We start from the raw sequence: 25,376 nt of genomic DNA on the forward strand, positions 1-25,376 counted from the left end.
TGGGCGCTATGGCCGGCCATTGGTTTCGTCCATCGGGCTAGCGCAAATCTCGCGGTTGCAACAGGGGGGATCGTCGCGGTGCCCTAAAGCTTCGGCCCGCGGTCCATCAGGCGCGCCATCCGGTCCTGCAAGGGCTTGCTGGTTTCGTCGCGCAAATGATTGAGTACGACCGTGCGCAGGGGCACGCGGAACGAGACACCGAAGAAGGCCCCGTTCTTCCAGCGCACGTCGGCCACCATCGGCCCGACGTCTTCGAGCATGAGGTGAAAGACATCACCCGGCTCGCACGTCATTTCGTGGTCGCGGATGCGGCAGCCGGTTTCGGAAAATTCGACGACGGAGATCACCCGCCCGGCAAAGGGACCGGACTGGATGCGCCCGAACGCCATACCGCGCCACCGTTCACCGGCGCGGACATCGTGCGCGGAAAGGCGCTCGTAAGCCAATCGAAAACCCCCTGAAAGCCCCTGAAACCCTACGCTGCGCGGGTGATATAGGTAATTTACACAAAAGCGAGGGATTTTGAGCAGGTGCACAATTTCTCTCCGACATTGTCACGGCCCGCCCCGCTCTCGACCTAAGTCGCAGTGGCACCGGGCCTTGCCGAGGAGTAACATTGCCCGACAAGCCATGGATGATGCGCCCGAAACCCTGGAAATCGCCGAATTCCTTCGGCAGCACCCGCCCTTCGGCGGCCTGTCGAATGCGGAACTGGCCGCGCTGATCCGCGCGCTGGAGGTGCGATACTACCGGCGCGGGACGACGATCACGACGGCGGGCGAAGAAAACGCGTGGTTTTCGGTCGTCCGTTCGGGTGCCGTGGAACTGCGGCTGGGCGGCAGTGATCTCAACGCCCGGCTGGGCGAAGGCGGATGCTTCGGATACCCCTCCCTGCTTCGCAACGGTTCGGCCCAGAACGAGGCGGTCGCGCTGGAAGATTCGCTGGTCTACCGCATCGCCAAGCCCGCGTTTCTTGCCACGGTAAGCGGGCACCCCGAATTCCGCGCCTTTTTCGAAGTGGACGAAGCCGCCCGCCTGCGCCGCGCGGTGGACCGGATGCGACAGACCGGCATGGGCCGCGAAGGATCGGCGGACACGCTGGGTGCCCATGCCGCGATCGGATCGCTGGTGCGCCGCACCGGCATCGTCACCGGCGATCCGGCGATGACGGTGTCGCAGGCGGCGACGCTGATGACGCAGGAGGACGTATCCACCCTGCCGATCTGTGCGGGCGGCAGGCTGGTGGGGATCGTCACCGACAAGGACTTGCGCCGCCGCGTGCTGGGCGCCGGGCTGGACCTGTCGAGCCCGTTGAGCGCTATCATGACCGCCGATCCGGTTACCGCCTCTCCCGATACGCCGATCCTCACCGCGCTGATCACCATGGCCGAACGGCAGATCCACCACCTGCCGATCCTCGACCCGGCAGGCGACGTGGTGGCGATCGTCTCGTCCAACGACATCCTGTCCCGGCTGGGATCGAACGCGCTGCACATTGCCAAGGCCATTTCGGCCGCCGCGAATTCGGGACAGGTCGCCGATGCCACATCGCAGCTTCCGCAGGCGCTGACGGGCCTTGTCGCGGCAGGCGTCGATGCCGACCATGTCTCGCGCTATGTGTCGACCATCGGCGAAGGGGCACATTGCCGAATTCTGGAGCTGGGCGAGGAAAAACTGGGCCCGCCGCCAGTTCCTTATGCGCTGGTCTGCTTTGGCTCGCTCGCCCGGTCGGAACAGGCGCTGGGGTCGGACCAGGACAATGGATTCATCCTTGGCGAGGGATACGATTCTGCGCGGCATGACGCCTATTTCGCCGAACTGGCACGCCACTTGTGCGACGGGCTGAACGCGGCGGGCTATCGCTATTGCCCCGGCAACATCATGGCGACCAATCCGACCTATCGCCGCACCGCCGACGAATGGGCCACGATCTTTCGTGGCTGGATCGAAAGCCCCAACCCGCAAGCGGTGCTGGAGAGCACGATATTCTTCGACATGCGCGCCTTGTCTGGCGAAAAATCGCTGGTCGACGGGCTGCGGCGCGAAGTCTTCGCCGCTGCTGCAAAAAACGGGATATTCCTGTCCTTCATCGCCCGCGCCGCCGCGACGACACGTGTGCCGCTGGGTTTTTTCCGCAACTTCCTGCTTCAGGACGATGCCGACGAAGGCCGGGTTCTGGACCTCAAGACTCAGGCCATCGCACCCATCGTCGACATTGCCCGCACCCACGCACTGGCCAGAAAGCTGGTCGCCACCAATACGGCAGAGCGTCTGGCGGGCGCCGCGGCCTGCGAATCGATGTCGCGCGATGCCGCCCGCGATCTTGCCGCCTGCTTCGAATTCGTGCGCGACGTGCGCTTTCGCCATCAGGCGGAGCAGATCGCCCGCGGCGAGGCCCCGTCGAACAAGCTCGATCCGGCCATCCTCTCTCGCTTTGACCGGGAGCATCTGCGCGACGCCTTTCGGCTGATCCGCGACCAGCTGGACAAGCTGCGCAGCCAGTTCGCGGGCGGAGTGACATGATGGTGCCGCCTTTTGGTGCCTGGCGCTTTTCCCGGCGGTTCGAAGCCGCGCGCCGGGCCGCGCCCGAAGGTCCGCTGCGCGATTTCTACGATGCGGGCCACCCCGCCTTCGCGACGCCGGTCGAAGACCTCGACCTGATCGCGATCGACCTCGAAACTGACGGGCTGGATTTCGATCACAGCGCGTTGCTTGAGGCCGGGTTCGTTTCGATGCGCCACGACCGGATCTTCGCCGGGACCGGGAAACGCATCCGCATCCGCCCGCCCGCCGCCTTGTCGGAGGCAAGTGTCGTCATCCACCGCATCACCGACGAGGCGTTGAAGGACGCGCTGGACGAGGAAGCGGCACTTGCAGAGCTTCTGCCGCTCCTTGCGGGAAAGGTGCTCGTCGCCCATTTTGCCGAGATCGAGACCGGCTTTCTCGATGCCGCGTGCAGGCGGGTCTACGGCACGCCTTTCATCGCCCCCTTCGTGTGCACGATGGCGCTTGAAAACCGCTGGTTCCCTCGCCCCCGCGCGGCGGACGGCCTTCGCCTTGCCAAGCTGCGCGCGCAATACGGGCTTCCGGCCTATCGCGGGCACGACGGGCTAATCGACGCGCTGGCCTGCGGCGAATTGCTGATCGCCCAGCTTGCGCTGCGCAACAGCGGCCCGACTTTGGGCGATATCCTGCGCCGATAGGGCGCCTGCCGCCTGCTTCAACACCCATACGACTAATGTCGCGCGTGTGCGCTTGGCCGCCCCTCTGTAACGTTTGATCGTCCGCATAGACGGTTTTGCGGTCTTGCAACGACCACAAGAGGGGAGGACGCCATGTCCGAAGAACAACCCGATACGTCCGCATCGGCGGGGGCGTACTGGAAAAAGAATATCCGCCTGCTCATCACACTGATGTCCATCTGGTTCATCGTGTCGTTCGGCTTCGGCATCCTGCTGCGCGATTTTCTCGACCAGTTCATGATCGGCGGTTTCCCGCTCGGTTTCTGGTTTGCGCAACAGGGTTCGATCTACGTCTTCGTCGTGCTGATCTTCTACTACGCATGGAAGATGAAGAAGATCGAACGCCAATTCGATCTCGACGATTGAGGAGGGGCAGATGTCTACACAAAACCTGATCTATCTCTTCGTCGGCATCAGCTTCGCGCTGTACATCGGCATCGCCATCTGGACGCGGGCCGGTTCGACGAAGGAATTCTACGTGGCCGGCGGCGGTGTCCATCCGATCGTAAACGGCATGGCAACGGCGGCCGACTGGATGAGCGCGGCCTCGTTCATTTCGATGGCCGGTCTCATCGCCTTCATGGGCTATGACGGTTCGGTCTATCTCATGGGCTGGACGGGCGGCTACGTGATGCTGGCACTCTTGCTTGCGCCCTACCTGCGCAAGTTCGGCCAGTTCACGGTGCCCGACTTCATCGGCACACGCTATTATTCCAAGGTCGCGCGCACGGTGGCGGTGATCTGCCTGATCTTCATCAGTTTCACTTATATCGCGGGCCAGATGCGCGGGGTCGGGATCGTCTTTTCCCGCTTCCTCGACGTTTCGGTCGAACTGGGCGTCATCATCGGCATGTGCATCGTCTTCGTCTATGCCGTGCTGGGCGGGATGAAGGGCATCACCTATACTCAGGTGGCGCAATACTGCGTCCTGATCTTCGCCTACATGGTCCCGGCGTTCTTCATCTCGATGCTGGTCACCGGCAACCCGATCCCGCAGCTGGGCCTGGGTTCGACGGTGAACGACGGGTCCGGGATGTACGTTCTGCAGAAGCTCGATTCGTCGCTTCAGGCGATGGGCTTTGCCGAATACACGTCCAGTTCGAAGTCGATGATCGACGTGTTCTGCATCACCGCGGCGCTGATGATCGGTACGGCAGGCCTGCCGCACGTCATCGTCCGCTTCTTCACCGTTCCCAAGGCATCGGACGCGCGTCGTTCGGCTGGCTGGGCGCTGATCTTCATCGCGCTGCTTTACACCACGGCCCCTGCGGTCGCGGCGTTCGCTCGCCTGAACTTCAACGATACGGTCAACCAGACCGCCTATTCGGAAGCTCCGGGCTGGTTCACGAACTGGGAGAAGAACAACCTCATCGCCTTCCAGGACAAGAACGGGGATGGCGTGATGCAGGTCGCATCGGGCGACGCCTTTGCCGGATCGCCCGAATATACCGGCGAAACCGGACAGAACGGTGAGCGTCTGCTTGCCAACGCGCCGAACGATGAAAGCGCCAACGAAGTCTACGTCGACCGCGACATCATGGTTCTTGCGAACCCTGAGATCGCGAACCTGCCCGGCTGGGTCATCGCTCTTGTCGCTGCCGGTGGTCTTGCCGCCGCGCTCTCGACGGCGGCGGGCCTGTTGCTGGTGATCTCCACGGCGGTCAGCCATGATCTCCTGAAGTCAACCTTCAAGCCGAACATCTCGGAAAAAGGAGAGCTGCTTGCAGCTCGCGTCGCGGCAACCTGCGCCATCGTGGTCGCCGGTATCCTCGGCATCTATCCTCCGGGCTGGGTGGCGCAGGTCGTGGCCTTCGCCTTCGGTCTGGCGGCGGCATCGCTGTTCCCGGCGATCTTCATGGGCATCTTCTCCAAGACGATGAACAAGGAAGGCGCGATTGCGGGGATGGTCACGGGGCTTGGCTTCACGTTCCTCTACATCGCTTACTTCAAGCTGTGGAACCCGGCCGCGAACAATGCCGACAACTGGTTGTTCGGCATCTCGCCCGAAGGCATTGGCGTGATCGGCATGGTGCTGAACTTCATCGTTGCGATCGTGGTCATGAAGATGACTGCGCCGGCCCCGGCAGAGATCGGCCGCCTGGTCGAATCGATCCGCGTGCCGCGCGGTGCAGGCGACGCGCACGCCCACTAAGGGCACTGCGCCAAAAGGCTCCCCCCTCCTGGGGGTCCCTCGGCGGGGGCGGCGGCATCAGCTGTCGTCCCCGCTATTTATTGGCCCGTGCTTTGTGCGCGGCGAACTTTATCCTAGAACGCCTCTTCTGGATCGAGGGGACTTGCCGGAACGCCCATGTCGCTACTCGTCATGCCCATGCTCGCGGTGCTTTACGGCGCACTGCTCTTTCTCGTCGCGCATCTGGGCGACGACGACCGCATGGCCGCGTTCGCAAGCCGGCACAAACGCACGATCTTCGGGCTCAGCCTTGCGGTCTATTGCACCAGCTGGACGTTCTACGGCGCGGTCGGCACGGCGGCGACGGGCGGGTGGCAGTTCGTGCCGATCTACCTTGGCCCGATCCTGATGTTCACCGTCTTCGGCGGCTTTGTCGCCCGCGTGCTGCAGACCGGCAAGACGCAGCATTCGACGTCCATCGCCGACTTCCTTTCGGCCCGTTACGGCAAAAGCGCATGGGTCGCCGCGATGGTCACGATCATCGCCCTGTTCGGCGCCCTGCCCTACATGGCGCTGCAGCTGAAATCGGTCAGCCAGACGATGACCGCGCTGTCGCCCGAACTGATGGGCCTGCTGCGCGGAGAGGAAGTGCCGATCACCGTGGCAGGTGCGATGGCCGCTTTCGCGATGCTGTTCGGCACCGGCCGGATCGACCTGACACAGCAGAACCGCGGCGTCGTCATCGCCATCGCGTTCGAGGCGCTGGTAAAGCTCGTCGCGCTGGTCACCGTGGCGGTCTTCGCCTTCGTTCTTTTAACGCGGCAAGTGCCCGGCGGCACCGTGACACAGGCCCTCGAATCGACGTTCTCGACCGCGCAGCTCGACGCGCGGTTCGTCGTCATGACGTTCCTTGGCGCCATGGCGGTCCTGTGCCTGCCGCGCCAGTTCCACATGCTCGTGGTCGAGGCGCGCGAAAGCCGCCTTGTCGGCACCGCACGCTGGCTGTTCCCCGCCTACCTGGTGATCGTCTCGCTTTGCGTCCTGCCGGTGCTGATCGCGGGCAAGGCGCTGCTTCCGGCGAGCGCGCCGGCCGACATGCACATGTTGCAGCTGCCGATGACGTTCGGGGCCGACTGGCTGGCGCTGCTGGCCTTCATCGGCGGCTTTTCGGCGGCGACGGGCATGATCATCGTCACCAGCATCGCGCTGTCGAGCATGATTACCAACGACCTGATCGTGCCCCTGTTCTTCCGCAGCCAGATCCGGCGCCGCGGCGAACACCAGATGATCGGCAACGCGCTGATCAACGTGCGCCGCCTCGTCATCGCGGTGCTGCTGGCGCTCGCTTATGCCTATCACCGCTCGGTGGGCAGCGGGGCGACGCTCGCGGGCCTTGGCGAGATCGCCTTTGCAGGAGCGGCCCAGTTCGCGCCGGGACTGCTGCTCGGCTTCTACTGGCGCAAGGCCAACCGGGCAGGGATGATCGCGGGGCTGACCGGCGGTTTCGCGATGTGGCTGATGCTGCTGGCGATGCCGGTCTTCGGCCCGCACATCGTGCCTCCCGTACTGGGATCGGACCCGCTGGTTTCGGGCGTAGTCCTCTCGCTATCTGCAAACCTGCTCCTGTTCGTGGTCTTCAGCTTCGCGGCAGAACCCAACTTGCTGGACCGTGTGCAATCGGTCGCCTTCATCGACCAGTCAGAGGCAGACCTTGGCCGCTCGCGCATTGCCACCAACACCCGCGTCGCCGATTTCCGCCTGCTGCTCGAACAGTTCATGGGCGCCAGCACGGCGCGCGATGCGCTGAACCGCCTGCGCCTCGTCACCGCGCGTCCCTATCACGACGCGGACGAACCCGACGACCCGTTGATCGACATGTCCGAACGCATGATCTCCTCGATCATCGGCAGTTCTTCCGCACGCGCGCTGATTCAGTCCACGCTGGAAGGCGAACCCGTCAGCATCGAACACGTCGTCGCCATGTTCGACGAAACGAGCCAGCGCCTGCAGTTCGGATCGGACCTTTTGCAGATCGCGATCGAGAATATCGACCAGGGCATTTCGGTGGTCGACGCCGAACAGAGGCTGGTGGCGTGGAACAACCGCTATCGCGAAATGTTCGACCTGCCTGCCGAACTGGTCGAGGTGGGACGCCCCATCGCCGACCTGATCCGGTTCAACATGCGCCAGCTGGGCCACGAAGAAGCCGCGGTCGAGCACGAGGTATCGAAACGGCTCCACCACTTGCGCGCGGGCCGCCGCCATTCGACCGAGCGCGAACTGCCCGACGGGCGCGTGCTGCGCATCCTCGGCAATGCCGCGCCGGGTGGCGGCTATGTCACCAGCTACACCGACATTACCGCTGACCGCGAGGCAGAGGCCGCGCTGGAAGCAAAAGTGCGCGAACGCACGCTGCAGCTGGTAGAAGCGAACCGCGCGCTGGAGGCCGCGACGAAGTCAAAGACCCGCTTCCTTGCCGCCGCCAGCCACGATCTAGTGCAACCGATGAACGCCGCCCGCCTGTTCGCCAGCGCGCTTTCAGAAGAAATCGGCCCCAAGCGCGCGAACGAGGCGACGCTGCTGGCCCAGATCGACCGATCGATCGAAACGGCAGACCGGCTGCTACGCGCCCTGCTCGACATCTCCCGCCTCGATGGCGGCAAGGCGCAAGTGGAACCGGAACGCTTCTCGCTCGACACCGCGTTCGCCGAGATCGAGAACGAATTCGCGCTTCAGGCAGAGGCCAAGGGCCTTGGCCTGATCGTACGCCGGTCGGGCCTCTGGATATGCACCGACAGGGGCCTGTTCATGTCGGTTCTGCAGAACTTCGTAACCAATGCCGTGCGCTATACCGACGAAGGCCGCATCCTCGTCGCCGCTCGCAAGCGCGGGGACATGGCCGAGATCGTCGTAGCCGACCAGGGCCGCGGCATCGCGGAAGAAGACGTGCCCCGCATTTTCGAGGAATTCACCCGGCTGGGCGAACGCGGGAGCGACGAGGGGCTGGGCCTTGGCTTGGCCATCGTGCGCCGGATCGCGGCCATGCTGGGCACCGAGGTCAGGACCCGCTCTACCGTTGGCCGGGGCACGTCGTTCCGCTTCCGCCTGCCGCTGGTGGAGGCCGGAGAGACCACTCGCCCCGTCAGCAAGCCGGGCAGCCCCGCCCCTGCCGCCGACCGGCGCGAAGTGGTGTGCATCGACAACGACGCAGGCGGCCTCGGCGCGGTGACCGCACTTTTGGAAAGGTGGGGTTTTGAGGTCCATTCCGCGACCGGACCCGAAGGGATCGATCTGCCTGCCGCGCCCGATCTGCTGGTGCTGGATTATCGCCTCGACGACGGGCTGACCGGCGATGCTGCCTATGATCGGCTCTGCGCGAAATGGGGCGTGCACCCGCCCGCGATCCTGCTGACCGCCGAAGACACCCCCGAAACCAAGGCCGCGGCAGAGCGGATCGGGGCGAGCCGGATGATCAAGCCGCCCTCACCCCCGGCCCTGCGCGCCCTGATCAACGCGCGCTTGGCCGAAGCGGGCTGAACGCGTCAAAGCCTGCCCGCACGGATTTCGCCGTCGATATGCTCCGCCTGGCGTAGCGCCAGGGCAACGATCGTCAGGGTCGGGTTGCAGCCGCCCGCAGTAGGGAACAGGCTACCGTCGGAAATGAACAGGTTCTCCACGTCGTGCGTGCGCCCGAAGGGGGTGCAGACGCTTTGCGTCGGATCGTCGCCCATCCGCGCGGTGCCCATGTTGTGGGTCGCGGGAATGTAGTCGCCCATTTCCACCACCTGTTCCGCCCCCAGGGATTCGTAGATACGCCGCCCGACCTTCCAGGCATATTCCTTCATCGCGATCGTGTTGGGATGGTCCTCGTAATGGATGACGGGGACCGGCAGGCCGTAATCGTCGCGTGCTTCCGGGTGCAGCGTGATCCGATTGGAAAGCTGCGGCGGATCCTCGCCGGTCAGCAGCATGCCCGCCAGCTGGTCGTACTTGTCGAGGACCGAGGTGAGATCGCGGCCCCAGCCGCCAACCAGCATGTTCTTGGCCAGTATCTCCGGCGTAAAGGGCACGGTAGAGATCAAGAACCCGCCCGCAAATCCGCGTGACGGATCATGCTTGCGTTCATCGCGCACGACACCGGCAAGGTGCGTCTGGCGGTGAAAGTTCACTTTGCCCGGCATCACGCCCATGACCTGGATCGTGAAGTGGCGCATGTAGTTGCGGCCCACCAGCCCGCTCGAATTGGCAAGGCCGTCGGGATGCCGCTCGCTCTTGTTGTTGAGCAGGAGCCGGGTCGTCTCGACCACGTTGCCCGCCACCGCCACGGCGCGCACTTTTTGCGTGATACGCTTGCCGTCCTGCAGATAGGTCACGCCCGATACGCGGTTGTCGTCGTCCATTTCGATGGCCACGACCATGGCGCCAGGGCGCAGTTCGAAACGGCCGGTTTCCTCCGCTGCCGGAATCTCGGTGTAAAGCGTCGACCATTTCGCCCCGACCGCACAGCCCGACGTGCAAAAGCCGAGCTGATGGCAGGATGGACGGTTGTCCCGATCGATCGAATTGATCGCCATGTTGTGGGTGTCGATGTCGCTATAGCCGCACTTTCGCGCGCCGGCTTCCAGCACCTTGTAGTTGTTGCCCGGCGGCAGGTGCGGATAGCCTTGGGTCCCGGTCACGCCCATGCGGATTTCGGCCTTGTCGTACCACGGCGCGATCGCTTCGGGCGGCATGGGCCAGTCGACCAGCGTCGTGTCGGACATTTCGCCATACGTGGTCCGGGCCTGCATTTCATAGGGCTCGAACCGGGGGCAGGCGCCGGTCCAGTGCATCGTCGTGCCGCCCACCGTCTTGCAGTTCCAGACCGGGAAGTTGGGGTCCGGCTTGCCCGTCGCCATGCGCGGGTCGAGCCACGTGAGCTTGCCAAACATCTCGGCCTCGTCATTGACGATGTCGCCGAAGCCGAGCCGGGGCCCGGCCTCGAGGCAGATCACGTTGTGCCCCTTCTGCGCAAGTTCGTTCGAAAGGACGCCGCCTCCGGCGCCCGAACCGATGACGACGAAGACCGAGCTGTCGTCGAGCGAATAAGTCGTCAATTCACGTCTCCGGTCGCCGGAAGCCAGTCGATGTCGTCAAAGCCGCGGTGCAGGTATCCGCCGTATTCGAGCGAGGAGCCTTCGTACCCGACCATGTCCCAGACCTTCTTGTCGCGGTAGATCAGCTCTGCGCCGCGCATCAGCAGCATCTTGAAGAACGGCTCCTGGTCGTATTTCGCGACCATCGAACGCTGTATCGGCCAGGGCAGGTTGGCAAAGGGCGCGATGTGCGAGCCATCTAGGAGCGCGAGCCCGCGTTCATGCTCGTCCGAAGCGGGCGTGCCCTCGATCCCCGCCAGATAGTCGAGCGCGACACGGGCATAAAACTGAGCGTCGAGCCGTTCATGCGGGAATGCCACGTGCATCAGCGCAGCGGTCGAGCGCACTTGCGGCGCAAGGGTCGCGACGCCCGCCTCGGCCGCGCGCGCGGCCGTGGCCATGCCGGAAAGGGCGGCACAGACGGCCATCCTTCCCATCAAGGCCCGGCGCGACAGGGCCAGTCCCGGCATACCGCCCGGCATCAGAACGAATACCCGAGCTTGGCGTAATACTGACGCCCGCGATCGAACGCCTGCATGTAGAAGCCAAACGAGGGCTGGTAGTCGCCAAAGGTGCGGAACTTCTTGTCGGCGATGTTGTCGACGCCAAGCGTCACGCTGAGTTGTTCGTCCTCGTCCTCCCAGCGCAGGTTCGCGTTGAACACGCTGTAACCGGGCTGATAGAGTTCGGGCGTGTTGATGCCGTTGGCGTTGGTGAAGAAGCCGGAGCGGTACGACCAGTCGACGTGCGGCGTGATCATCCCCGAAGTGCCGAGATAGAATTCCTTTTCGGCCGATGCGCTCAACGTCCATTTCGATACGTAAACGAATTCGGAATCGAGGGTCAGGCCCTGCACCCCGGCGTCCAGTTCCTTGAATTTCGCATCGGTCAGGCCAACCGCGCCGTTGATGCGCAGGCCGCCGCCCGGTGCGATGTTGGTTTCCAGTTCCAGTCCCTGGATACGCGCTTTGCCGGCGTTGGTGATGAACGGTCCGACACGCGTGGAATCGGCAACCAGCAGCTGCATCTGGTTGTAGTCGGTATAGAAACCGGCACCGTTCAGACGGACCGAATTGCCCAGCGCCATGAGCTTGAAACCCGCCTCGTAGGACTTGACCGTCTCCGGCTCGAAACTGGGCAGCGAGGGTTCGGGCGGGAACACGCGCTGCGTATAGCCGCCGCCCTTGAACCCTTCGGAATAGGTCGCATAGACCATGAAGTCCGGCGTCGCTTCCCACGACAGGTTGATCATGGGGGTCCATTTCTTCACCCGCGTCTTGGCGTCCTCGTAAGGGGCAAGGCGCGTGCCGGCGGGCAGGACGAGAAACGGCTCCAGCGTGTCGATCACGTACTGGTCGGGAAGGTACGTCTTCTTGTCGTCGGTATAGCGCAGGCCGCCCGTGACGGTCAGGCCATCGACCACTTCGAAGCCGAGCTGCACGAAAGCGGCCCAGTTCTCGTAGTCGTAATAGCCGCCCGACTGGGCACTGACGACGAGGAAGTCGATCGGATTGATGTCGCCGCCGCTTTCTTCGAAATAGTAGAGGCCGGTGACCCAGTTGAGCCGATCGTCCAGCGCCGTGCCGACGATCTGGAATTCTTGGCTGAACTGCTTTTGTGAGAAGTCATCGTAAACCTCGTTGATGGCGAGGTTGGACCCATCGCGGTCCTGGGCGAATTTCCCGTTGATCCGGCGAAGTGCGCTGATCGACTTGAACTCGATGTCGTCGGCAAGGTCATACCCGATGGTGAGCGAGGCCGACCAGATTTCGAGGTCGGAGAACGTATCCGTGGTCGAATAGTTCGTGTCGTCGCTGAAAAGGCGGGCGTTATAGCAGCCCGTGTTGGCGATCTGGTCGGCCTGAAGGCAGAAGAAGGGGCTGGTCATGCCCGACGCGATCAGATTCTGAAGCGTGACGAAGCTGCCCATCGCCGTCTCGTCGATACCAGTGATAACGACCGGCGCGCCGTGGCTCTTGTCGCGCGAATAGTCGGCAGCCAGCGTCACGTCGATCGGGCTGCCGGACGGCGCAAAGCGCAGGGCGCCGCGCACCGTTTTGGAATCGCGGTTGCCGAATTTCGTGCCCAGCGCGGGCGCATCGACATAGCCGTCCTGGCTGGTGATCCCGGCGCTGATCTTGGCAAAGAGACTATCGGTCAGCGGGCCCGAAACCATGCCGCGCGCCACGACCAGGTTGTCCGTCCCGTATTTCAGGTCGAACTTGCCTTGCAGCATGTCGTCGGGCTGAATCGTGGTGATGTTGATCGCTCCGCCGATCGTGTTCCGTCCAAACAGCGTGCCCTGCGGCCCGCGCAACACTTCGACCGAGGCAACGTCGATCAGGTCGAAGACGCCGCCCGCGGTGCGGCCAAGATAGACGCCGTCGATATAGATACCCACGCCCGGTTCCACCGTGGGGGCGAAGTCGTTCTGGCCGATGCCGCGGATATAGACCGCAGCGTTCGACGCGATACCGCTGTTCGACGGGATGTTCGCAAACGTCAGGTTCGGCGTGAAGTCCTGGATGCGGTTGACCTGGGTGATGCCCTGCGCCTCAAGCCGTTCGGCGCTGAACGCGGTGATCGAGATCGGGGTCGACTGGAGATCCTCGGTCTGCTTGCGCGCCGTGACGGTGATGACCTCGAGACCGTTTTCTTCCGCTTCGCTATCTTGGGCGAGCGAGGGCGTGGCGAAACCGGCAATGGCGCACGAAGCGGCGAGACAGGCCGCAATCCGGCCCGACCACGATTTGGAATTGATCATAGATACCCCCTTGAGAACCGTGAGAACGTAGCCCTGCGATTGCGGCGGTCTTTTTCTTGCCGACCTTGGTATCGGAAGCTGTCATCAGCAGCGGCGGCCAGCTATCCGCATTGCGAAGCGATTGTTCGTCTTGTGTAGGAAAAATGACAGGGTTGGCCGTGACCCGATGGCTGCGACCGAACCTGCCATGGTGCGAAGGACGGGCGCGCAGACAAGAAAGGGGCGCGTCCCTGTACGGAACGCGCCCCTTTCGGGCTTCGATGGTGGGGAGCCTCAGGAGAGGGCCATCGTTACCGACTTCGATTCGGTGTAGAGATCGCGGACCGCATGACCCAGCTCACGCCCGTAACCCGACATGCGATAACCGCCGAACGGCACAGCCGGATCGAGCAGGTTGTGTGCATTTACCCAGACGCTACCCGCCTTCATGCCGCGAATGAACCGGTTCGCCTGCTGCAGGTCATTGGTCCAGATGCTGGCGCCCAGGCCATAGCTGGTGTCGTTGGCGAGCTTCATGGCTTCTGCTGGATCGTCGAAAGGCGTCGCGGCAAGGACCGGGCCGAAGATCTCCTCGCGATAAATCGTCATGTCGGGCGTGACGTCGGCGAAAACCGCCGGGCGCAGGAAGTGACCGGCGCCCTCGATCGTCCCTCCGCCAGTGACCAGCCGCCCGCCCTCGGACGCGCCCTTGTCGAGATAGCCCTGCACGCGTGAACGCTGCGCCGCCGAAACCAGCGGCCCCATCTGCACGTCGGGATCGAAACCGGAACCGACCTTGAAACCATCGGCGACCTGCGCCAGTCCGTCGATGACCGCGTCGTAGATGCTGCGATCGAGGAACAGGCGCGAACCTGCCGTGCAGACCTGCCCGTGGTTGAAGAAGATCGCCTGGGCCGCGCCCGCGATCGCCATGTTCACGTCCGCATCCTTGAGGATGACGACAGGCGACTTGCCGCCCAGTTCGAGCGAGAGGCGCTTCATCGTTGCGGCCGCGCGCTGCTGGATGATCTTGCCCACTTCGGTCGATCCGGTGAAGGCGATCTTGTCGACGCCCGGATGATCGACCAGCGCCTGGCCCGGTTCCGCATCGCCGGTCACGATGTTGACGACGCCGCCCGGAATCCCGGCCTCCGCGATCAGCTGGCCAAGGCGGAGCGCGGTGATGGGCGTGTCTTCCGCAGGCTTGAGCACGACGGTGCAACCGGCAGCCAGCGCAGGCGCGATCTTCCACACTGCCATGACCAGCGGGAAGTTCCAGGGGATGATCTGGCCAACGACGCCGACCGGTTCGCGCAGCGTATAGGACGTGAAACGCATGTCAGGAACATAGGCGAACGACGGGTCGATGGTCGTGCCCTCGATCTTGGTCGCAGCGCCTGCCATGTAGCGCAGCGAATCGATCGCAAGATTGAGATCGGCATGGCGCGACATCATCAGGATCTTGCCGTTATCCAGCGTTTCGAGCTCCGCGAACTCGTCCGCGGCAGACTCCAGCAAGTCGGCCAGCTTGAGCAGCATCCTTTCGCGCGCAACGGGGCGCACCGCGGCCCAGCTGCCTTCGAATGCGCGGCGGGCGGCCGCAACGGCGCGGTCGACGTCCGCGGAAGAGCCAGCCGGGACGGTCGTGATTTCCCTGCCGGTCGCCGGGTCGGTGACCGCGATGGTGCGGCCACTTTGCGAATCCACCCACTCACCGTCGATGAGCATCTTGAGCGGGCTGGACACGAACTGCTTCGCGGCCGGCGAAAGATGGCTGCGCTGATCGTCGATGACTTCGGACATAAACTCTCCGGAAAATGCGTAATTCACTGGCGTAGAGTATGGGCCCGGCAACGCCGTCCGCTATTCAGAACGCGTAGCAAGGGTACGCATTTGGCAGGTTTCGGCCCGCCTTTTGCGGCCAGGCGCACGATTCTGGAATTACTTGACAATTCAGCTAATCCAGCATCTCTTACAAAAAAAAGTCAAAGGAAGAAGGCACGGACGCGAGCAGCCCGCAAACGGGCGAAAGGGGGTCACTTGCTTCAACAAAGCCAGGAAAACTCGGGGCGTCCAGTGCGGACGTTCCAGTCCAGCGACCCTGACGAAGTCATTGATTTCGTCGGCAGAAGACTGGCACCGCACGGCATGGACATGCGCAATCCTGCCGCCATGTCGGTCAAGCTGGCCTGCTTCAATTTCGCCCGCGCGCAACTGGTCGACATCCAGTACGGATCGGAAGTCACGATCGATCCGATCGATCTCGATTCGCATTTCCTGATCCACGCCTCGCTACAGGGATCGACCTCTGTCCGGTCCAACGGCGTCGAAGGCTTTATCCGGCCCGACAACCTCTACATCACCTGTCCCGGGAAGAGCACCCGCATCCGGATGTCGAAGGAATGCCGCCACCTGACCGTCAGGATCGCGGCAAGTGCCTTCGAGGATTACCTGACGCAGTGCCTGCACATCCCGGTCAATCGGCCGGTCGAGTTCTTCAGCGACAGCGAACGCGGGCGCGAATTGCCGCAAGTCTGGCGCAACCTCCTGTCACACCTGATCATGCAGTCCGAAATGGGCCCCGGTCTCATGGCCAACGCCAATACCCAGCGGCAATACGCGATGCTGATGGTGGAAATGCTGCTCAACCACTACTGCAACACCTATTCGGAACAGATCGCCCTTCGCGGCAACGATCTGGCCCCCTGGCACGTGCGCCGCGCGCGTGAAATCATCCACGATTCCCTCGACGACAGCATATCGGTGGCAGACCTCGCCGTCCGGATCGGCGTCAGCGTGCGCAGCCTGCAGAACGGCTTCAAGCAGTTCCTGGGCATGACCCCGGTCGAATACGTTCGCCGACACCGATTGGAACGGCTGCACAATGCGTTGTCGACCGGAGATCCGCAGGCGAGCGTGACCGAACAGATGCTCGACTGCGGGATCGTGAATTTCGGCCGCTATGCGCAATATTATCGCCAGCAGTACGGTTGCAGCCCGTCCGAGACCCTTCGCACGCGAAGGGTGGGATAATCAGTTCGCCTTGAGATAGGCGATGATAGCCGCACGGTCCTGCGCCGACGGAACCTTTGTGACCATCTTCGTGCCCGGCACGACAGCCTTGGGATCGGCAAGCCACGCGTCGAGCTTCTTTTCGTCCCACTTGCCGCCCGCCTGCTTCAGCGCGGGGGAATAGCTGTATCCTTTCGCCGCCGCGACCGGCTGCCCGACGATCCCGGCAAGCGACGGCCCCGCCCGGTTCTGCCCGGGCTTGACCGAATGGCACGCAGCGCAGGCCCGCCCGCGAAACAGCGCCTCGCCCGATGGCATCTTTGCCGCGCCGTCCGCCGCGTGAAGCGCCGGTTGCGGGACGGCAAGCGCGGCAAGTGCCAAGATTCCGGCCGCAGCCAGCCCGCGGATTGGATTGATCATGCAGGTTTCTCCTGTTCGAAAATACGGCCGGGGTTCAGGATGCCGCCGGGATCGAAAGCCGCGCGAAGGCGGCGCATCATCGCAATCTCGGCCTCGCTTCTAGAATGGCTGAGCCAGTCGCGTTTCAATATGCCGATGCCGTGTTCGGCAGAAACCGTACCGCCGACTTTGCGCACCGCGTCATAGACGATGCGTTCGGAAACGATCCTCTGGTCCTCGCTTCCCAGTTCGATCGCGACATGCAGGTTGCCGTCGGCGATGTGACCGAAAAAGACCGACCGGCAGCCAGGCAGGCGTTCGGCGAATTCACGCTCGATCCTTGCGACAAGGGTTCCTAGCCGCGCGAGCGGTGCGCCGACGTCGAACGGTTCGACGACTGCCATCGAACGGGTGATTTCCCCGATATGGTCGCGATAGGCCCAGAACCGGTCCCGATCGGTGCCCGACCGCGCGACGAGCGCGTCCTCGATCGTCCCGGTTTCCAGCGCCAGGGCAAGCGTCGCAGGCAGCACGCCGTCCTCGAACCCCTCGGTCTCGACAAGGACGTAGAATTCGTGCTTCCGGTCGAAAGGATCGGGCAATGCGCCCGGTGCGACCGCCGCGTCGAAGAAATTGCGCCACATCACTTCGAACGCGGCAATCTTGCCCGGACAGCGCCTTTCCAGAACGCTCAGCAGGTTCAAGACCGCACCATAGTCCGGCAGACCGCAAAGCGCCGTTTCGTGCCCGGACACGGCGGGCCGCAAGCGCAGGAGCGCCCGCGTGACAATGCCGAGCGTGCCCTCGCTTCCGATTAGCAATTGCTTGAGGTCGTATCCTGCATTGTTCTTGATCATCGGCTGCATCGACGAGATCACCGTCCCGTCGGCCATGACCGCCTCCAGCCCGAGCACCTGTTCGCGCATCATGCCGCTGCGATAAACCTGCGTGCCGCCCGCATTCGTGGCGATCATCCCGCCGATCGTGCAGCTGCCACGCGAACCGATATCCACCGCCAGCTGCCACCCGGCATCTGCCGCCGCTCTCTGCGCGGTCTCCAGCGGGACGCCCGCCCCGGCGACCAGTGTTCCGGCAACCGGGTCGATGTCCGTGATTGCGTTCATCCCTTCGAGCGAGACGATCAGCTCGCCGTCACGCGGCAATGCCCCGCGCGTCATGCCCGTCCTTCCGCCCTGGACCACCACCGGCCATCCGTTTTCGTGGCACAGGGCGATGACCTGCGACAGTTCCCCGGTCGTGGCCGGGCGGACCAGTCCCGATGGCCGGCCGCTCGCCCCTGCGGTCTCGTCCTCGAGATAGCGGGGCTCGATCATGTCGGGGGCAAAGGCGTTGCCCGGGCCCACGATTTCGGCCAGCCGCTCGGCCAACATCAGTCGGCGTCCCCTTGCGCGAACGGGGGAACCAAGTCGCGCAAACGAAGCATCTCGACGAACTCCGACAGGCGCTGCGCCCGATAGGCATCGGCATCGATACCTGCGTAGTCGTAGAAACCCTTGCCGTCGCGCAGGCCGCGCCGGTCTTCGCGCATGTTGTCGACAACGATCTCAGGCGCTTTGAAACGGGCCGGATCGACCTTTTCCGAAAGGAAATCGCTGGCATGATACAGAATGTCGCCGCCGCCCCAGTCGATGAATTCGAGCAGGCCCAGGACCGCGAAGCGAATGCCGAAACCGGTCCGCACGGCAAGGTCCACGTCCTCTGCACTGGCGACGCCTTCCTCGACGATGCGCGCTGCCTCGTTCATGGCAAGGGCCTGGATGCGCGGCACGATATAACCCGGCGCCCCGCGGCACACGATCGGCACTTTGCCTGCTGCCGACAGGATCGCCCGTGTCCTGCCGACAACATCTTCATCGGTGACCGTCGCCGGGGCGAGTTCGACCAGCGGCATCAGGTAGGCCGGGTTCAACCAGTGCGCGTTGAGGAAGCGCGAAGGCCTGTCCACGAAGCCGATCAGTTCTTCCGGGTCGATCGTGGACGTGGTGGAAGTGATGATGCAATCGTCTGGCACGTACTGGCAAACGAAGGCGAAGGCGGCGCGCTTTGCATCCAGCGTTTCGGGAACGCCTTCGAACACGATCGCGCTTTGCGCCAAGATCGCGGGAGCTGCGTCCCTGTCGGCGAAGCGGACATGGCCTGCCGCTTTCCTTGCGCCCTTGTCGTCCAGCAGGCCGAGCCTGACGAGAAAGTCGAGGTCGCGTTCGATCTCGTCCATCGCGTTCTTGCGCAGCGCGGCTGCCGCCTCGGGCTCTCTCGGTTTCACGTCGACGAGCGCCACGTCACGGCCGGTTGCCGCAAAGGCGATGGCGATGCCCCGGCCCATCCGGCCTGCGCCGACTGCCGCGACCAGACCCTTGGTCTTGTCACCGCCGCCCGTCATCTCAGAACCCTTCGGCAAGGAACTTGTCCATCCCCGCGCGGTCAAGACCGTCGAGACCGAAGCTTTCCAGCGTCCGCCCCTCTGCGTAGAGGTCCCTGCCCGTCACCGCGCTGGCGACGGCCAGAAGACCCGATGCAACCGGGGTCGGACAGCCCGCCCAGCGACCGATGGACACGATCATCGAAAGGCCGAGGCGCGTGTCCTCCAGCATGTAGCGATGCGTGTGCAGGTCGATCTTCTCGCGCCAGTCGCCGCTGTCGGTCAGCTTTTCGTGCGCGGCGCGGCCATACATCCATTCGTCGCCGTCGGCCGCGTAGTGATCGGCCAGCGGAAAGTGCGGCGCGCCATAACCCAGCGCCTCGCGAACGGCGATACGTTCGTTGTCCAGCGCGGTGGTGACCGCCCGGATCGAAGGCTGCGTCCCTTCATTGTGAATGTCCCACGAAGGAAAATGCTCTAGGGGCCCTGCGTTCATCAGGATGAGCGGGGGATGGATGATCGGCCCGGCATTCATCAACCCGCCCGACAGCGCGTCCTCGATCGGCTCGACCGAGGGATATGCCTGTTTCAGCACTTCAAAAGCATGGCCTGCGTTCTTCGCCGGAAAGACGCCGGTCGGCAGGCGGGTGGCATAGACGCTGACCACGATGTCGGCCGGGCCGTGCTTGCGCACGAGATAGGGCAGCGTGCCGGTTTCCGCGAAAGTCACGTCGGCAGTATTGCCCGCATCCTTTGCCGCCCTCGCAAAGACCAGCGAACCGAGCGTGCCGGGCGGCAGGAACACGACCTGACCGTCTTTCCAGTACGGCGCGCACTGGCGGGCCAAGTCGTCGTGCGTGGTGGCGGGCAAAGGGATGACGATCAGCTGGGCATTCGTGATCGCCTCTTCCAGCGACGTGGTCGGATGGGCCACCACGACTTCGCGCGTGCCCTTGAAGTCCTTCACCCGGATCGCTCCGTTCTCGAGAACCGGGCCGAAAGCCTTTGCATCACGGCGCCAGAACCAGGTTTCGAAACCCCGCTCGCTCATCTCTACGGCTGCGGCATAACAACCATGTCCTCCGCCCAGTACGGCAACCCGCATTGCAATCCCCTTGGTTCCTTGTCGGGAAGCTTTATGCAGCCGGGCCCGATGCCCCTCTATTCGCTATCGGAACGCGGGGTCCGAAATCCGCAGCAATCGCGCCCTCAGGCGAAAGAACGTGCAAAGGGCCTGCACCCGAAGGCCAGGATGATCGCGGACAGCATGGCCGCCCCTCCCGCCACGAGGCCCAGCGAAAGAGCGACTCCGGCACCGCCGAACAGGGTATCGTTGAACACGCCGACCAAAAGCGCGCCCAGCGTCGATCCGATCAGCGAATTGCTGCACAAAAACAGCGCCGACACGCGCGAGCGCATGGCCGGGGGCGCCGCGATCTGCATGACGGCGGTCGAAGGCGGCATGGGAAACGAGGCGAAGAACAACAAACCCGCCATGATCGTAAGACAGGCATACAGGGTTTCGGCAAAGGGCAAGGCAGCGGCGAACAGCAGCGTTCCGACCGCGCCGATCATGCCCGTCACGAAAGGAGAGGCGGCCATTCCCGCCCGCGTCAGGGCATCGACGGCCCAGCCGCTGAACACCACGCCGCCAACCCCGGCGGTCAGCGCCAGTCCGCCCAGCCAGACGCCTGCCTGTGCCGGCCCCAGGTCGAACCCGCGGATCAGGACCGCGGGCGCCCAGCCGAGCACGGCGAACAGCGCCGCGGCGGCAAAGGTGAACCCGGTTATGTGCGGGATGTAGATCGCCCTTTCCCGCGCCATGTGGCGCAGGACTTCGGAAATCGGCAGGACTTCGGACCGTGCGCCGCTGCGCCCCGGATCGCGCACCGTCGCGATCATGACGAGCGCGAGGAGAAACCCCGGCGCGCCGACGATCACGAACACCGCCTGCCATGCGCGCATTTCCATGCCCAGCATCGAGAAAGAGCCGCTTTCCCCCACCAGCGCCGACACCGCGCCGCCCGCCAGGAACGCGAGCCCCACGCCAAGAAAAGACCCCATCGAATAGACGGCAACCGCCCGGCCCAGCTTTTCGCGCGGGAAAAGATCGCTGATCAGCGAATAAGTCGCGGGCGAGAGGGCTGCCTCCCCCGCGCCGACGAATATGCGCGCCACGAATAGCTGCGCAAAGCTGCGGGTAAACCCGCTCAACACGGTCGCCGCGCTCCAGATTGCGATGCCTGCTGAAATCACCGCCGGGCGCGACACCCGGTCCGACAGACTGGCGAGCGGGATGCCCATGGTGGCGTAGAAGATCGCGAAGGCAAGGCCGTGAAGCAGGCCGAACTGGGTATCGCTGATCTGAAGGTCGCGTTCGATCGGGTCGATCATCAGGGCCAGGATCTGCCGGTCGATGAAAGAGAATATGTACGCCAGCATGCAGATGATGACGACGTACCAGCTCTTGAATCCGGCCCGGTCCGTGTAACCCGCTCCGTTCGTCATCAGCCTGTCCCGTCGCGTCTTGCCAGGCGGCGATGCTTGGCCACCTGTACGACCCTGTCAAACCGCGATTGGACGTATCTGTCCGCAATGCGCAAAAAAGGCCCGCCCCCGCGTCCGATGCAGGGGCGGGCCAGTAGGGTGGCCTTGAAATGGTTTGAACGCCTGCGCGCTGGCTGCCGGCCATGCGACAACCCTTGGCCCCGGACCCTAGTACGCGCGGCAGTGCCCGCTATGCCAATTGTGCAAGGCCGATGCGCATTCGGCACCGTTTTGCGCGGTTTTGCAGCAGGAAGCGGTTAGAGCGCCTCGGCACAGGCGACCGCGCTCGCCCAGGCCCACTGGAAGTTGTAGCCGCCCAGCCAGCCGGTCACGTCCACGGCCTCTCCGATGAAATAAAGTCCTGGTACTTTTCCGGCCTCCATCGTCTTCGACGAAAGCTCCGCCGTGGCAACGCCGCCGACGGTCACTTCGGCCTTGGCGAAACCTTCGGTGCCGTTGGGATGAAAGGTCCAGCGTTTGAGCTTCTCGCCCGCGGTGCGCAGGGCCTTGTCCTTTACGTCGCCCAGCGGAACCGCGATGCCGATGCGGTCGGAAAGTTCGCCGGCCAGCCGGTCGGGCATCAGCGCGCCCAGCGTCGATCGCACCGTGGCCCTGGGATTGTCGGCCTTTGCCGCGATCAGGATTTCGGCATCCGCGTCGGGCAGGAAGTCCACCGTCACCGGCGCGCCGGGGGTCCAGTAGGACGAGACCTGCAGGATCGAGGGGCCGGACAGGCCGCGATGGGTGAACAGCGCGGCCTCGCGGAACTTCGCCTTGCCCGCCCCGGCCACGACCTCGGTCGAAACGCCCGACAGTTCGCGGAACAGCAGGTCTTCCCCGCCCAGCGTCAGCGGGACCAGCGCGGGGCGCGGCTGGATGACTTTCAGGCCGAACTGGCGCGCAAGGTCATAGGCAAAGCCCGTCGCGCCCATCTTGGGAATAGACGGCCCGCCGGTCGCGACGACCAGAGCAGGTGCCGTGTAAGTCCCGCCGGGGGTTTCAACCGTGAAACCGCCCTCGCCATGCCGCACGTTGGCAATACTTTCGCCGCAGTGCAGGTCGACCGCGCCTTTCGCGCATTGGTCCAGCAACATGTCCACGATCTGGCGCGCGGAACCGTCACAGAACAGCTGGCCCAGCGTCTTTTCGTGCCAGGCGATGCCATAACTCTCGACCAGAGCCAGAAAGTCGCGCGCGGTATATCGGGCCAGCGCCGACTTTGCGAAATGCGGATTGGCGGACAGGTAACGATCGGGCGCGACATCGAGGTTGGTGAAATTGCACCGTCCGCCGCCGGAAATCAGGACCTTCTTCCCCGGTGCGTCGGCATGTTCGATCAGCACGACCCGGCGTCCGCGCTGCCCCGCGCGGGCAGCGCACATCAGGCCCGCCGCCCCGGCGCCGAGCACGATGACGTCGTGTGTCATCGCCTCAGTTTTTCGCGAAGGGGTTCTTGGGGCTACGCAGCATCAGGCGCACCGGCACCGATCCGAAACCGAGATCGCGGCGCAGCCCGTTGACGAGATAGCGGCGATAGGATTCGGGCAAGTCGTCGAGCCGCGTGCCGAAGACCACGAAGCGCGGCGGGCGCACGCCGGTCTGCGTGATATAGCGCAGCTTGATCCGCTTGCCGCCCGGTGCTGGCGGCGGATTGGCGCCCATCGCATCGTCGAACCAGCGGTTCAAGGCGGCGGTAGGCACGCGCTTGTTCCAGATTTCGCGCGTTTCGAACGCGGCGCTCAACAGGTTGTCCAGCCCCTTGCCGGTCCGCGCCGATACCGCGACCAGCGGCACGCCGCGCGCCTGCGCCAGGCCTTCTTCCAGTGCGGCACGGATGCCGTTGAAAAGCCCGCTTGGGTCTTCTGCCACGTCCCACTTGTTGATGCCGATGATCAGGGCGCGGCCTTCCTCGATCGCGTGGCTCGCGATCTTGAGGTCCTGCACTTCCAGCCCCTTGGTCGCATCGAGCAGGAGCACGACGACTTCGGCATAGTCGATCGCGTGACGTGCATCGGCGACGGCCAGCCTTTCCAGCTTGTCGGTCACTTTCGCGCGCTTGCGCATCCCGGCGGTGTCGATCAGCTTGACCGCGCGGTCCTCGCCCGTTTTCGGGTCGTGCCAAGTCCAGTCGATGGCGATCGAATCGCGCGTAATCCCGGCTTCCGGCCCGGTCAGCAGGCGATCTTCCTGCAGGAACTGGTTGATGAGCGTGGACTTGCCCGCGTTGGGGCGGCCCACGATGGCCAGCTGCAGCGGGCCGAGCGGCCTGTCCTCGTCGTCCTCAAACGGCTCGAACTCTTCCTTTTCGGGCTGCAGCGGCTCGAGGATCGGCAAGAGCGCCTCGAACAGGTCGGCAACGCCTTCACCGTGTTCCGCGCTCATCGCCACGGGATCGCCGAAGCCGAGCGAAAAGGCCTCGTAAATGCCTGCGTCGCCGGCCTTGCCCTCGGCCTTGTTGGCAACGACGGTGATCGGCACCGACGAACGCTGCAGATAGCGGGCAATTTCCTCTTCCATCGGGGTCAGCCCGACCCTGCTGTCGATCACGAACAGTGCCGCGGCGGCACCGACAAGGGCGGCCTCGGTCTGCTGGCGCATCCGGCCCGGCAGCGAAGCGGCGTCCTCGTCCTCCCAGCCAGCGGTATCGACGATCTGGAATTTCAGGCCCAGCAGTTCGACATCGCCGATTCGGCGGTCGCGAGTCACACCCGGCTGGTCGTCGACCAGCGCGAGCTTCTTGCCGACCAACCTGTTGAACAGGGTCGACTTGCCCACGTTGGGGCGACCTATGATGACGACTTGTGGAAGCATTATGCGCGCCAAGTGGCGACTTGGCGCGCATTTCGCAAGGAAATTAGAGAGTCGGCGACTTGGCGTGCCGGGCGCAGCGACTGCAATGAGCGGTCTGAAGCCTCTCTAGAGCGTCGTGAAAATCGAACCGAAGTCCTTGCCGCCCAGACCGGCCTTGTCGGCTTCCTCGTAGATTTCGGCTGCCTTGCGGCCCAGCGGCACCTGCGCATCGCTCGCATCGGCGGCGGCCATGGCAAGGCGCAAGTCCTTGAGCATCAGGGCCACGGCGAAACCACCGGCGTAATCGTTGTCGGCCGGGCTGGCCGCGCCGACACCCGGAACCGGGGTGTAGTCATTGAGCGACCAGCAATATCCGGTCGACTTGGAGCTGATGTCGTAGAACGTCTGCGGATCGAGGCCATTGCGTTCGGCCAGCTTCATCGCCTCGCACGTGCCGATCATGTGGGCGGCCAGGAGCATGTTGTTGCACATCTTGGCGACTTGTCCGGCCCCCGCCTCGCCAGCGCGGATCACCGCCTTGGCCATCGGTTCGAGCACGGTTTCGGCCTTGGCAAAGGCGCTGTCGGTGCCGCCGACCATGAAGGTGAGGTTCCCGCCATTGGCCGCCGCGATGCCGCCCGAAACCGGCGCGTCGACCATTTCGTAACCGGCCGCCGTCGCGGTCTCGACCATCTCGCGCGCGGTGGCGACGTCGATGGTGGAGCAATCGAGGATCAGCGCGCCCTTGGGCGCATGGCCGATGACGTCGTTCGTCAGTACGGATTTCACGATAGCGCCGTTGGGCAGCATGGTGACGACCGCTTCGGCATCTGCCACGGCTTCGCGCACGTTGGTAAAGGGCTTGCAGCCGTTTTCCTTTGCGCGGGCCAGTGCCTCTTCGGACAAGTCGAAGGCGGACACGTCATGCCCTGCCTTGGCCAGGTTCGCGGCCATGCCGCCGCCCATGTTGCCAAGGCCGATGAATGCGATTTTCATG

General features: G+C 64.1%; 19 protein-coding genes. 6 read left to right on the forward strand and 13 right to left on the reverse strand.

Features of this window, described 5'->3' with window-relative positions:
- Window positions 1–83: 83 nt before the first annotated feature.
- Window positions 84–446: a hypothetical protein gene (locus tag FAX90_RS12775; protein ID WP_144097771.1), complete on the reverse strand. Its 363-nt coding sequence runs from the start codon at window positions 444–446 to the stop codon at window positions 84–86.
- A gap of 184 nt (window positions 447–630) precedes the next feature.
- Between FAX90_RS12775 and FAX90_RS12780 the strand changes: the two genes are divergently transcribed.
- The 5 genes from FAX90_RS12780 (at window position 631) to FAX90_RS12800 (ending at window position 8,910) form a co-directional block, all read left to right on the forward strand.
- Window positions 631–2,523 carry a DUF294 nucleotidyltransferase-like domain-containing protein gene (locus FAX90_RS12780; RefSeq protein WP_144097772.1) on the forward strand — a complete coding sequence of 631 codons (1,893 nt, stop codon included), beginning with the start codon at window positions 631–633 and terminating at the stop codon, window positions 2,521–2,523.
- Window positions 2,520–3,203, forward strand: coding sequence for an exonuclease domain-containing protein (locus tag FAX90_RS12785; protein WP_144097773.1), 684 nt, complete (start codon window positions 2,520–2,522; stop codon window positions 3,201–3,203). The genes FAX90_RS12780 and FAX90_RS12785 overlap by 4 nt, the downstream gene beginning before the upstream one ends.
- A 132-nt stretch (window positions 3,204–3,335) precedes the next feature.
- Window positions 3,336–3,608 (forward strand): DUF4212 domain-containing protein, encoded by a 273-nt coding sequence (locus tag FAX90_RS12790; protein ID WP_144097774.1) that lies wholly within the window; start codon window positions 3,336–3,338, stop codon window positions 3,606–3,608.
- A gap of 10 nt (window positions 3,609–3,618) precedes the next feature.
- On the forward strand, window positions 3,619–5,394 hold the full coding sequence (locus FAX90_RS12795; RefSeq protein ID WP_144097775.1) for a sodium:solute symporter family protein: 1,776 nt from the start codon (window positions 3,619–3,621) through the stop codon (window positions 5,392–5,394).
- A 156-nt stretch (window positions 5,395–5,550) separates the two neighbouring features.
- Complete coding sequence (locus FAX90_RS12800; protein ID WP_144097776.1) at window positions 5,551–8,910, forward strand: hybrid sensor histidine kinase/response regulator; 3,360 nt, start codon at window positions 5,551–5,553, stop codon at window positions 8,908–8,910.
- A gap of 5 nt (window positions 8,911–8,915) precedes the next feature.
- On the opposite strand, the gene FAX90_RS12805 is transcribed toward FAX90_RS12800, so the two are convergent.
- The 4 genes from FAX90_RS12805 to FAX90_RS12820 form a co-directional block, all read right to left on the reverse strand.
- Entirely contained in the window at window positions 8,916–10,469 is a 1,554-nt protein-coding gene (locus FAX90_RS12805; protein WP_144097777.1) for a GMC family oxidoreductase, read from the reverse strand.
- Window positions 10,466–10,936 (reverse strand): hypothetical protein, encoded by a 471-nt coding sequence (locus FAX90_RS12810; RefSeq protein WP_205700687.1) that lies wholly within the window; start codon window positions 10,934–10,936, stop codon window positions 10,466–10,468. Before FAX90_RS12810 ends, FAX90_RS12805 begins: the two co-directional genes overlap by 4 nt.
- Window positions 10,937–10,989: 53 nt before the next feature.
- A complete protein-coding gene (locus FAX90_RS12815; RefSeq protein WP_144097779.1) occupies window positions 10,990–13,272 on the reverse strand; it encodes a TonB-dependent receptor in 2,283 nt (760 codons plus the stop codon).
- Between the two features lie 273 nt (window positions 13,273–13,545).
- Window positions 13,546–15,054, reverse strand: coding sequence for an aldehyde dehydrogenase family protein (locus FAX90_RS12820; RefSeq protein WP_144097780.1), 1,509 nt, complete (start codon window positions 15,052–15,054; stop codon window positions 13,546–13,548).
- Window positions 15,055–15,327: 273 nt separating this feature from the next.
- Here FAX90_RS12820 and FAX90_RS12825 point away from each other — a divergent pair, with 273 nt between their 5' ends.
- Entirely contained in the window at window positions 15,328–16,284 is a 957-nt protein-coding gene (locus FAX90_RS12825) for an AraC family transcriptional regulator (protein ID WP_240704898.1), read from the forward strand.
- Here the strand turns inward: FAX90_RS12825 and FAX90_RS12830 are convergent, their stop codons facing one another.
- The 8 genes from FAX90_RS12830 to mmsB form a co-directional block, all read right to left on the reverse strand.
- The gene (locus FAX90_RS12830) at window positions 16,285–16,683 is read right to left on the reverse strand and encodes a c-type cytochrome (RefSeq protein ID WP_144097782.1); all 399 of its coding nucleotides are present in this window, start codon (window positions 16,681–16,683) and stop codon (window positions 16,285–16,287) included.
- Window positions 16,680–18,053, reverse strand: coding sequence for an FAD-binding oxidoreductase (locus FAX90_RS12835; protein ID WP_144097783.1), 1,374 nt, complete (start codon window positions 18,051–18,053; stop codon window positions 16,680–16,682). The genes FAX90_RS12830 and FAX90_RS12835 overlap by 4 nt, the downstream gene beginning before the upstream one ends.
- A complete protein-coding gene (locus FAX90_RS12840; RefSeq protein ID WP_144097784.1) occupies window positions 18,053–19,063 on the reverse strand; it encodes a 3-hydroxybutyryl-CoA dehydrogenase in 1,011 nt (336 codons plus the stop codon). Before FAX90_RS12840 ends, FAX90_RS12835 begins: the two co-directional genes overlap by 1 nt.
- A gap of 1 nt (window position 19,064) precedes the next feature.
- Window positions 19,065–20,147, reverse strand: coding sequence for an NAD/NADP octopine/nopaline dehydrogenase family protein (locus FAX90_RS12845; protein ID WP_144097785.1), 1,083 nt, complete (start codon window positions 20,145–20,147; stop codon window positions 19,065–19,067).
- Window positions 20,148–20,251: 104 nt separating this feature from the next.
- Window positions 20,252–21,550 (reverse strand): spinster family MFS transporter, encoded by a 1,299-nt coding sequence (locus FAX90_RS12850; protein WP_205700688.1) that lies wholly within the window; start codon window positions 21,548–21,550, stop codon window positions 20,252–20,254.
- A 296-nt stretch (window positions 21,551–21,846) separates the two neighbouring features.
- Window positions 21,847–23,016: a BaiN/RdsA family NAD(P)/FAD-dependent oxidoreductase gene (locus tag FAX90_RS12855; protein ID WP_144097786.1), complete on the reverse strand. Its 1,170-nt coding sequence runs from the start codon at window positions 23,014–23,016 to the stop codon at window positions 21,847–21,849.
- Window positions 23,017–23,020: 4 nt separating this feature from the next.
- Entirely contained in the window at window positions 23,021–24,400 is a 1,380-nt protein-coding gene (der, locus tag FAX90_RS12860) for a ribosome biogenesis GTPase Der (RefSeq protein WP_144097787.1), read from the reverse strand.
- A 105-nt stretch (window positions 24,401–24,505) separates the two neighbouring features.
- The gene (gene mmsB / locus FAX90_RS12865) at window positions 24,506–25,375 is read right to left on the reverse strand and encodes a 3-hydroxyisobutyrate dehydrogenase (protein WP_144097788.1); all 870 of its coding nucleotides are present in this window, start codon (window positions 25,373–25,375) and stop codon (window positions 24,506–24,508) included.
- Window position 25,376 lies beyond the last annotated feature (1 nt).

Source organism: Croceicoccus sediminis (assembly GCF_007570835.1).
GTDB lineage: Bacteria > Pseudomonadota > Alphaproteobacteria > Sphingomonadales > Sphingomonadaceae > Croceicoccus > Croceicoccus sediminis.

Excerpts from the sequence above, each read along its gene's own strand:
- FAX90_RS12780 (WP_144097772.1), top strand. The coding sequence starts at position 631 with ATGGATGATGCGCCCGAAACCCTGGAAATCGCCGAATTCCTTCGGCAG.
- FAX90_RS12785 (WP_144097773.1), top strand. The coding sequence starts at position 2,520 with ATGATGGTGCCGCCTTTTGGTGCCTGGCGCTTTTCCCGGCGGTTCGAA.
- FAX90_RS12790 (WP_144097774.1), top strand. The coding sequence starts at position 3,336 with ATGTCCGAAGAACAACCCGATACGTCCGCATCGGCGGGGGCGTACTGG.
- FAX90_RS12795 (WP_144097775.1), top strand. The coding sequence starts at position 3,619 with ATGTCTACACAAAACCTGATCTATCTCTTCGTCGGCATCAGCTTCGCG.
- FAX90_RS12800 (WP_144097776.1), top strand. The coding sequence starts at position 5,551 with ATGTCGCTACTCGTCATGCCCATGCTCGCGGTGCTTTACGGCGCACTG.
- FAX90_RS12810 (WP_205700687.1), bottom strand. The coding sequence starts at position 10,936 with ATGGCCGTCTGTGCCGCCCTTTCCGGCATGGCCACGGCCGCGCGCGCG.
- FAX90_RS12815 (WP_144097779.1), bottom strand. The coding sequence starts at position 13,272 with ATGATCAATTCCAAATCGTGGTCGGGCCGGATTGCGGCCTGTCTCGCC.
- FAX90_RS12820 (WP_144097780.1), bottom strand. The coding sequence starts at position 15,054 with ATGTCCGAAGTCATCGACGATCAGCGCAGCCATCTTTCGCCGGCCGCG.
- FAX90_RS12830 (WP_144097782.1), bottom strand. The coding sequence starts at position 16,683 with ATGATCAATCCAATCCGCGGGCTGGCTGCGGCCGGAATCTTGGCACTT.
- FAX90_RS12835 (WP_144097783.1), bottom strand. The coding sequence starts at position 18,053 with ATGTTGGCCGAGCGGCTGGCCGAAATCGTGGGCCCGGGCAACGCCTTT.
- FAX90_RS12840 (WP_144097784.1), bottom strand. The coding sequence starts at position 19,063 with ATGACGGGCGGCGGTGACAAGACCAAGGGTCTGGTCGCGGCAGTCGGC.
- FAX90_RS12845 (WP_144097785.1), bottom strand. The coding sequence starts at position 20,147 with ATGCGGGTTGCCGTACTGGGCGGAGGACATGGTTGTTATGCCGCAGCC.
- FAX90_RS12850 (WP_205700688.1), bottom strand. The coding sequence starts at position 21,550 with ATGACGAACGGAGCGGGTTACACGGACCGGGCCGGATTCAAGAGCTGG.
- FAX90_RS12855 (WP_144097786.1), bottom strand. The coding sequence starts at position 23,016 with ATGACACACGACGTCATCGTGCTCGGCGCCGGGGCGGCGGGCCTGATG.
- der (WP_144097787.1), bottom strand. The coding sequence starts at position 24,400 with ATGCTTCCACAAGTCGTCATCATAGGTCGCCCCAACGTGGGCAAGTCG.
- mmsB (WP_144097788.1), bottom strand. The coding sequence starts at position 25,375 with ATGAAAATCGCATTCATCGGCCTTGGCAACATGGGCGGCGGCATGGCC.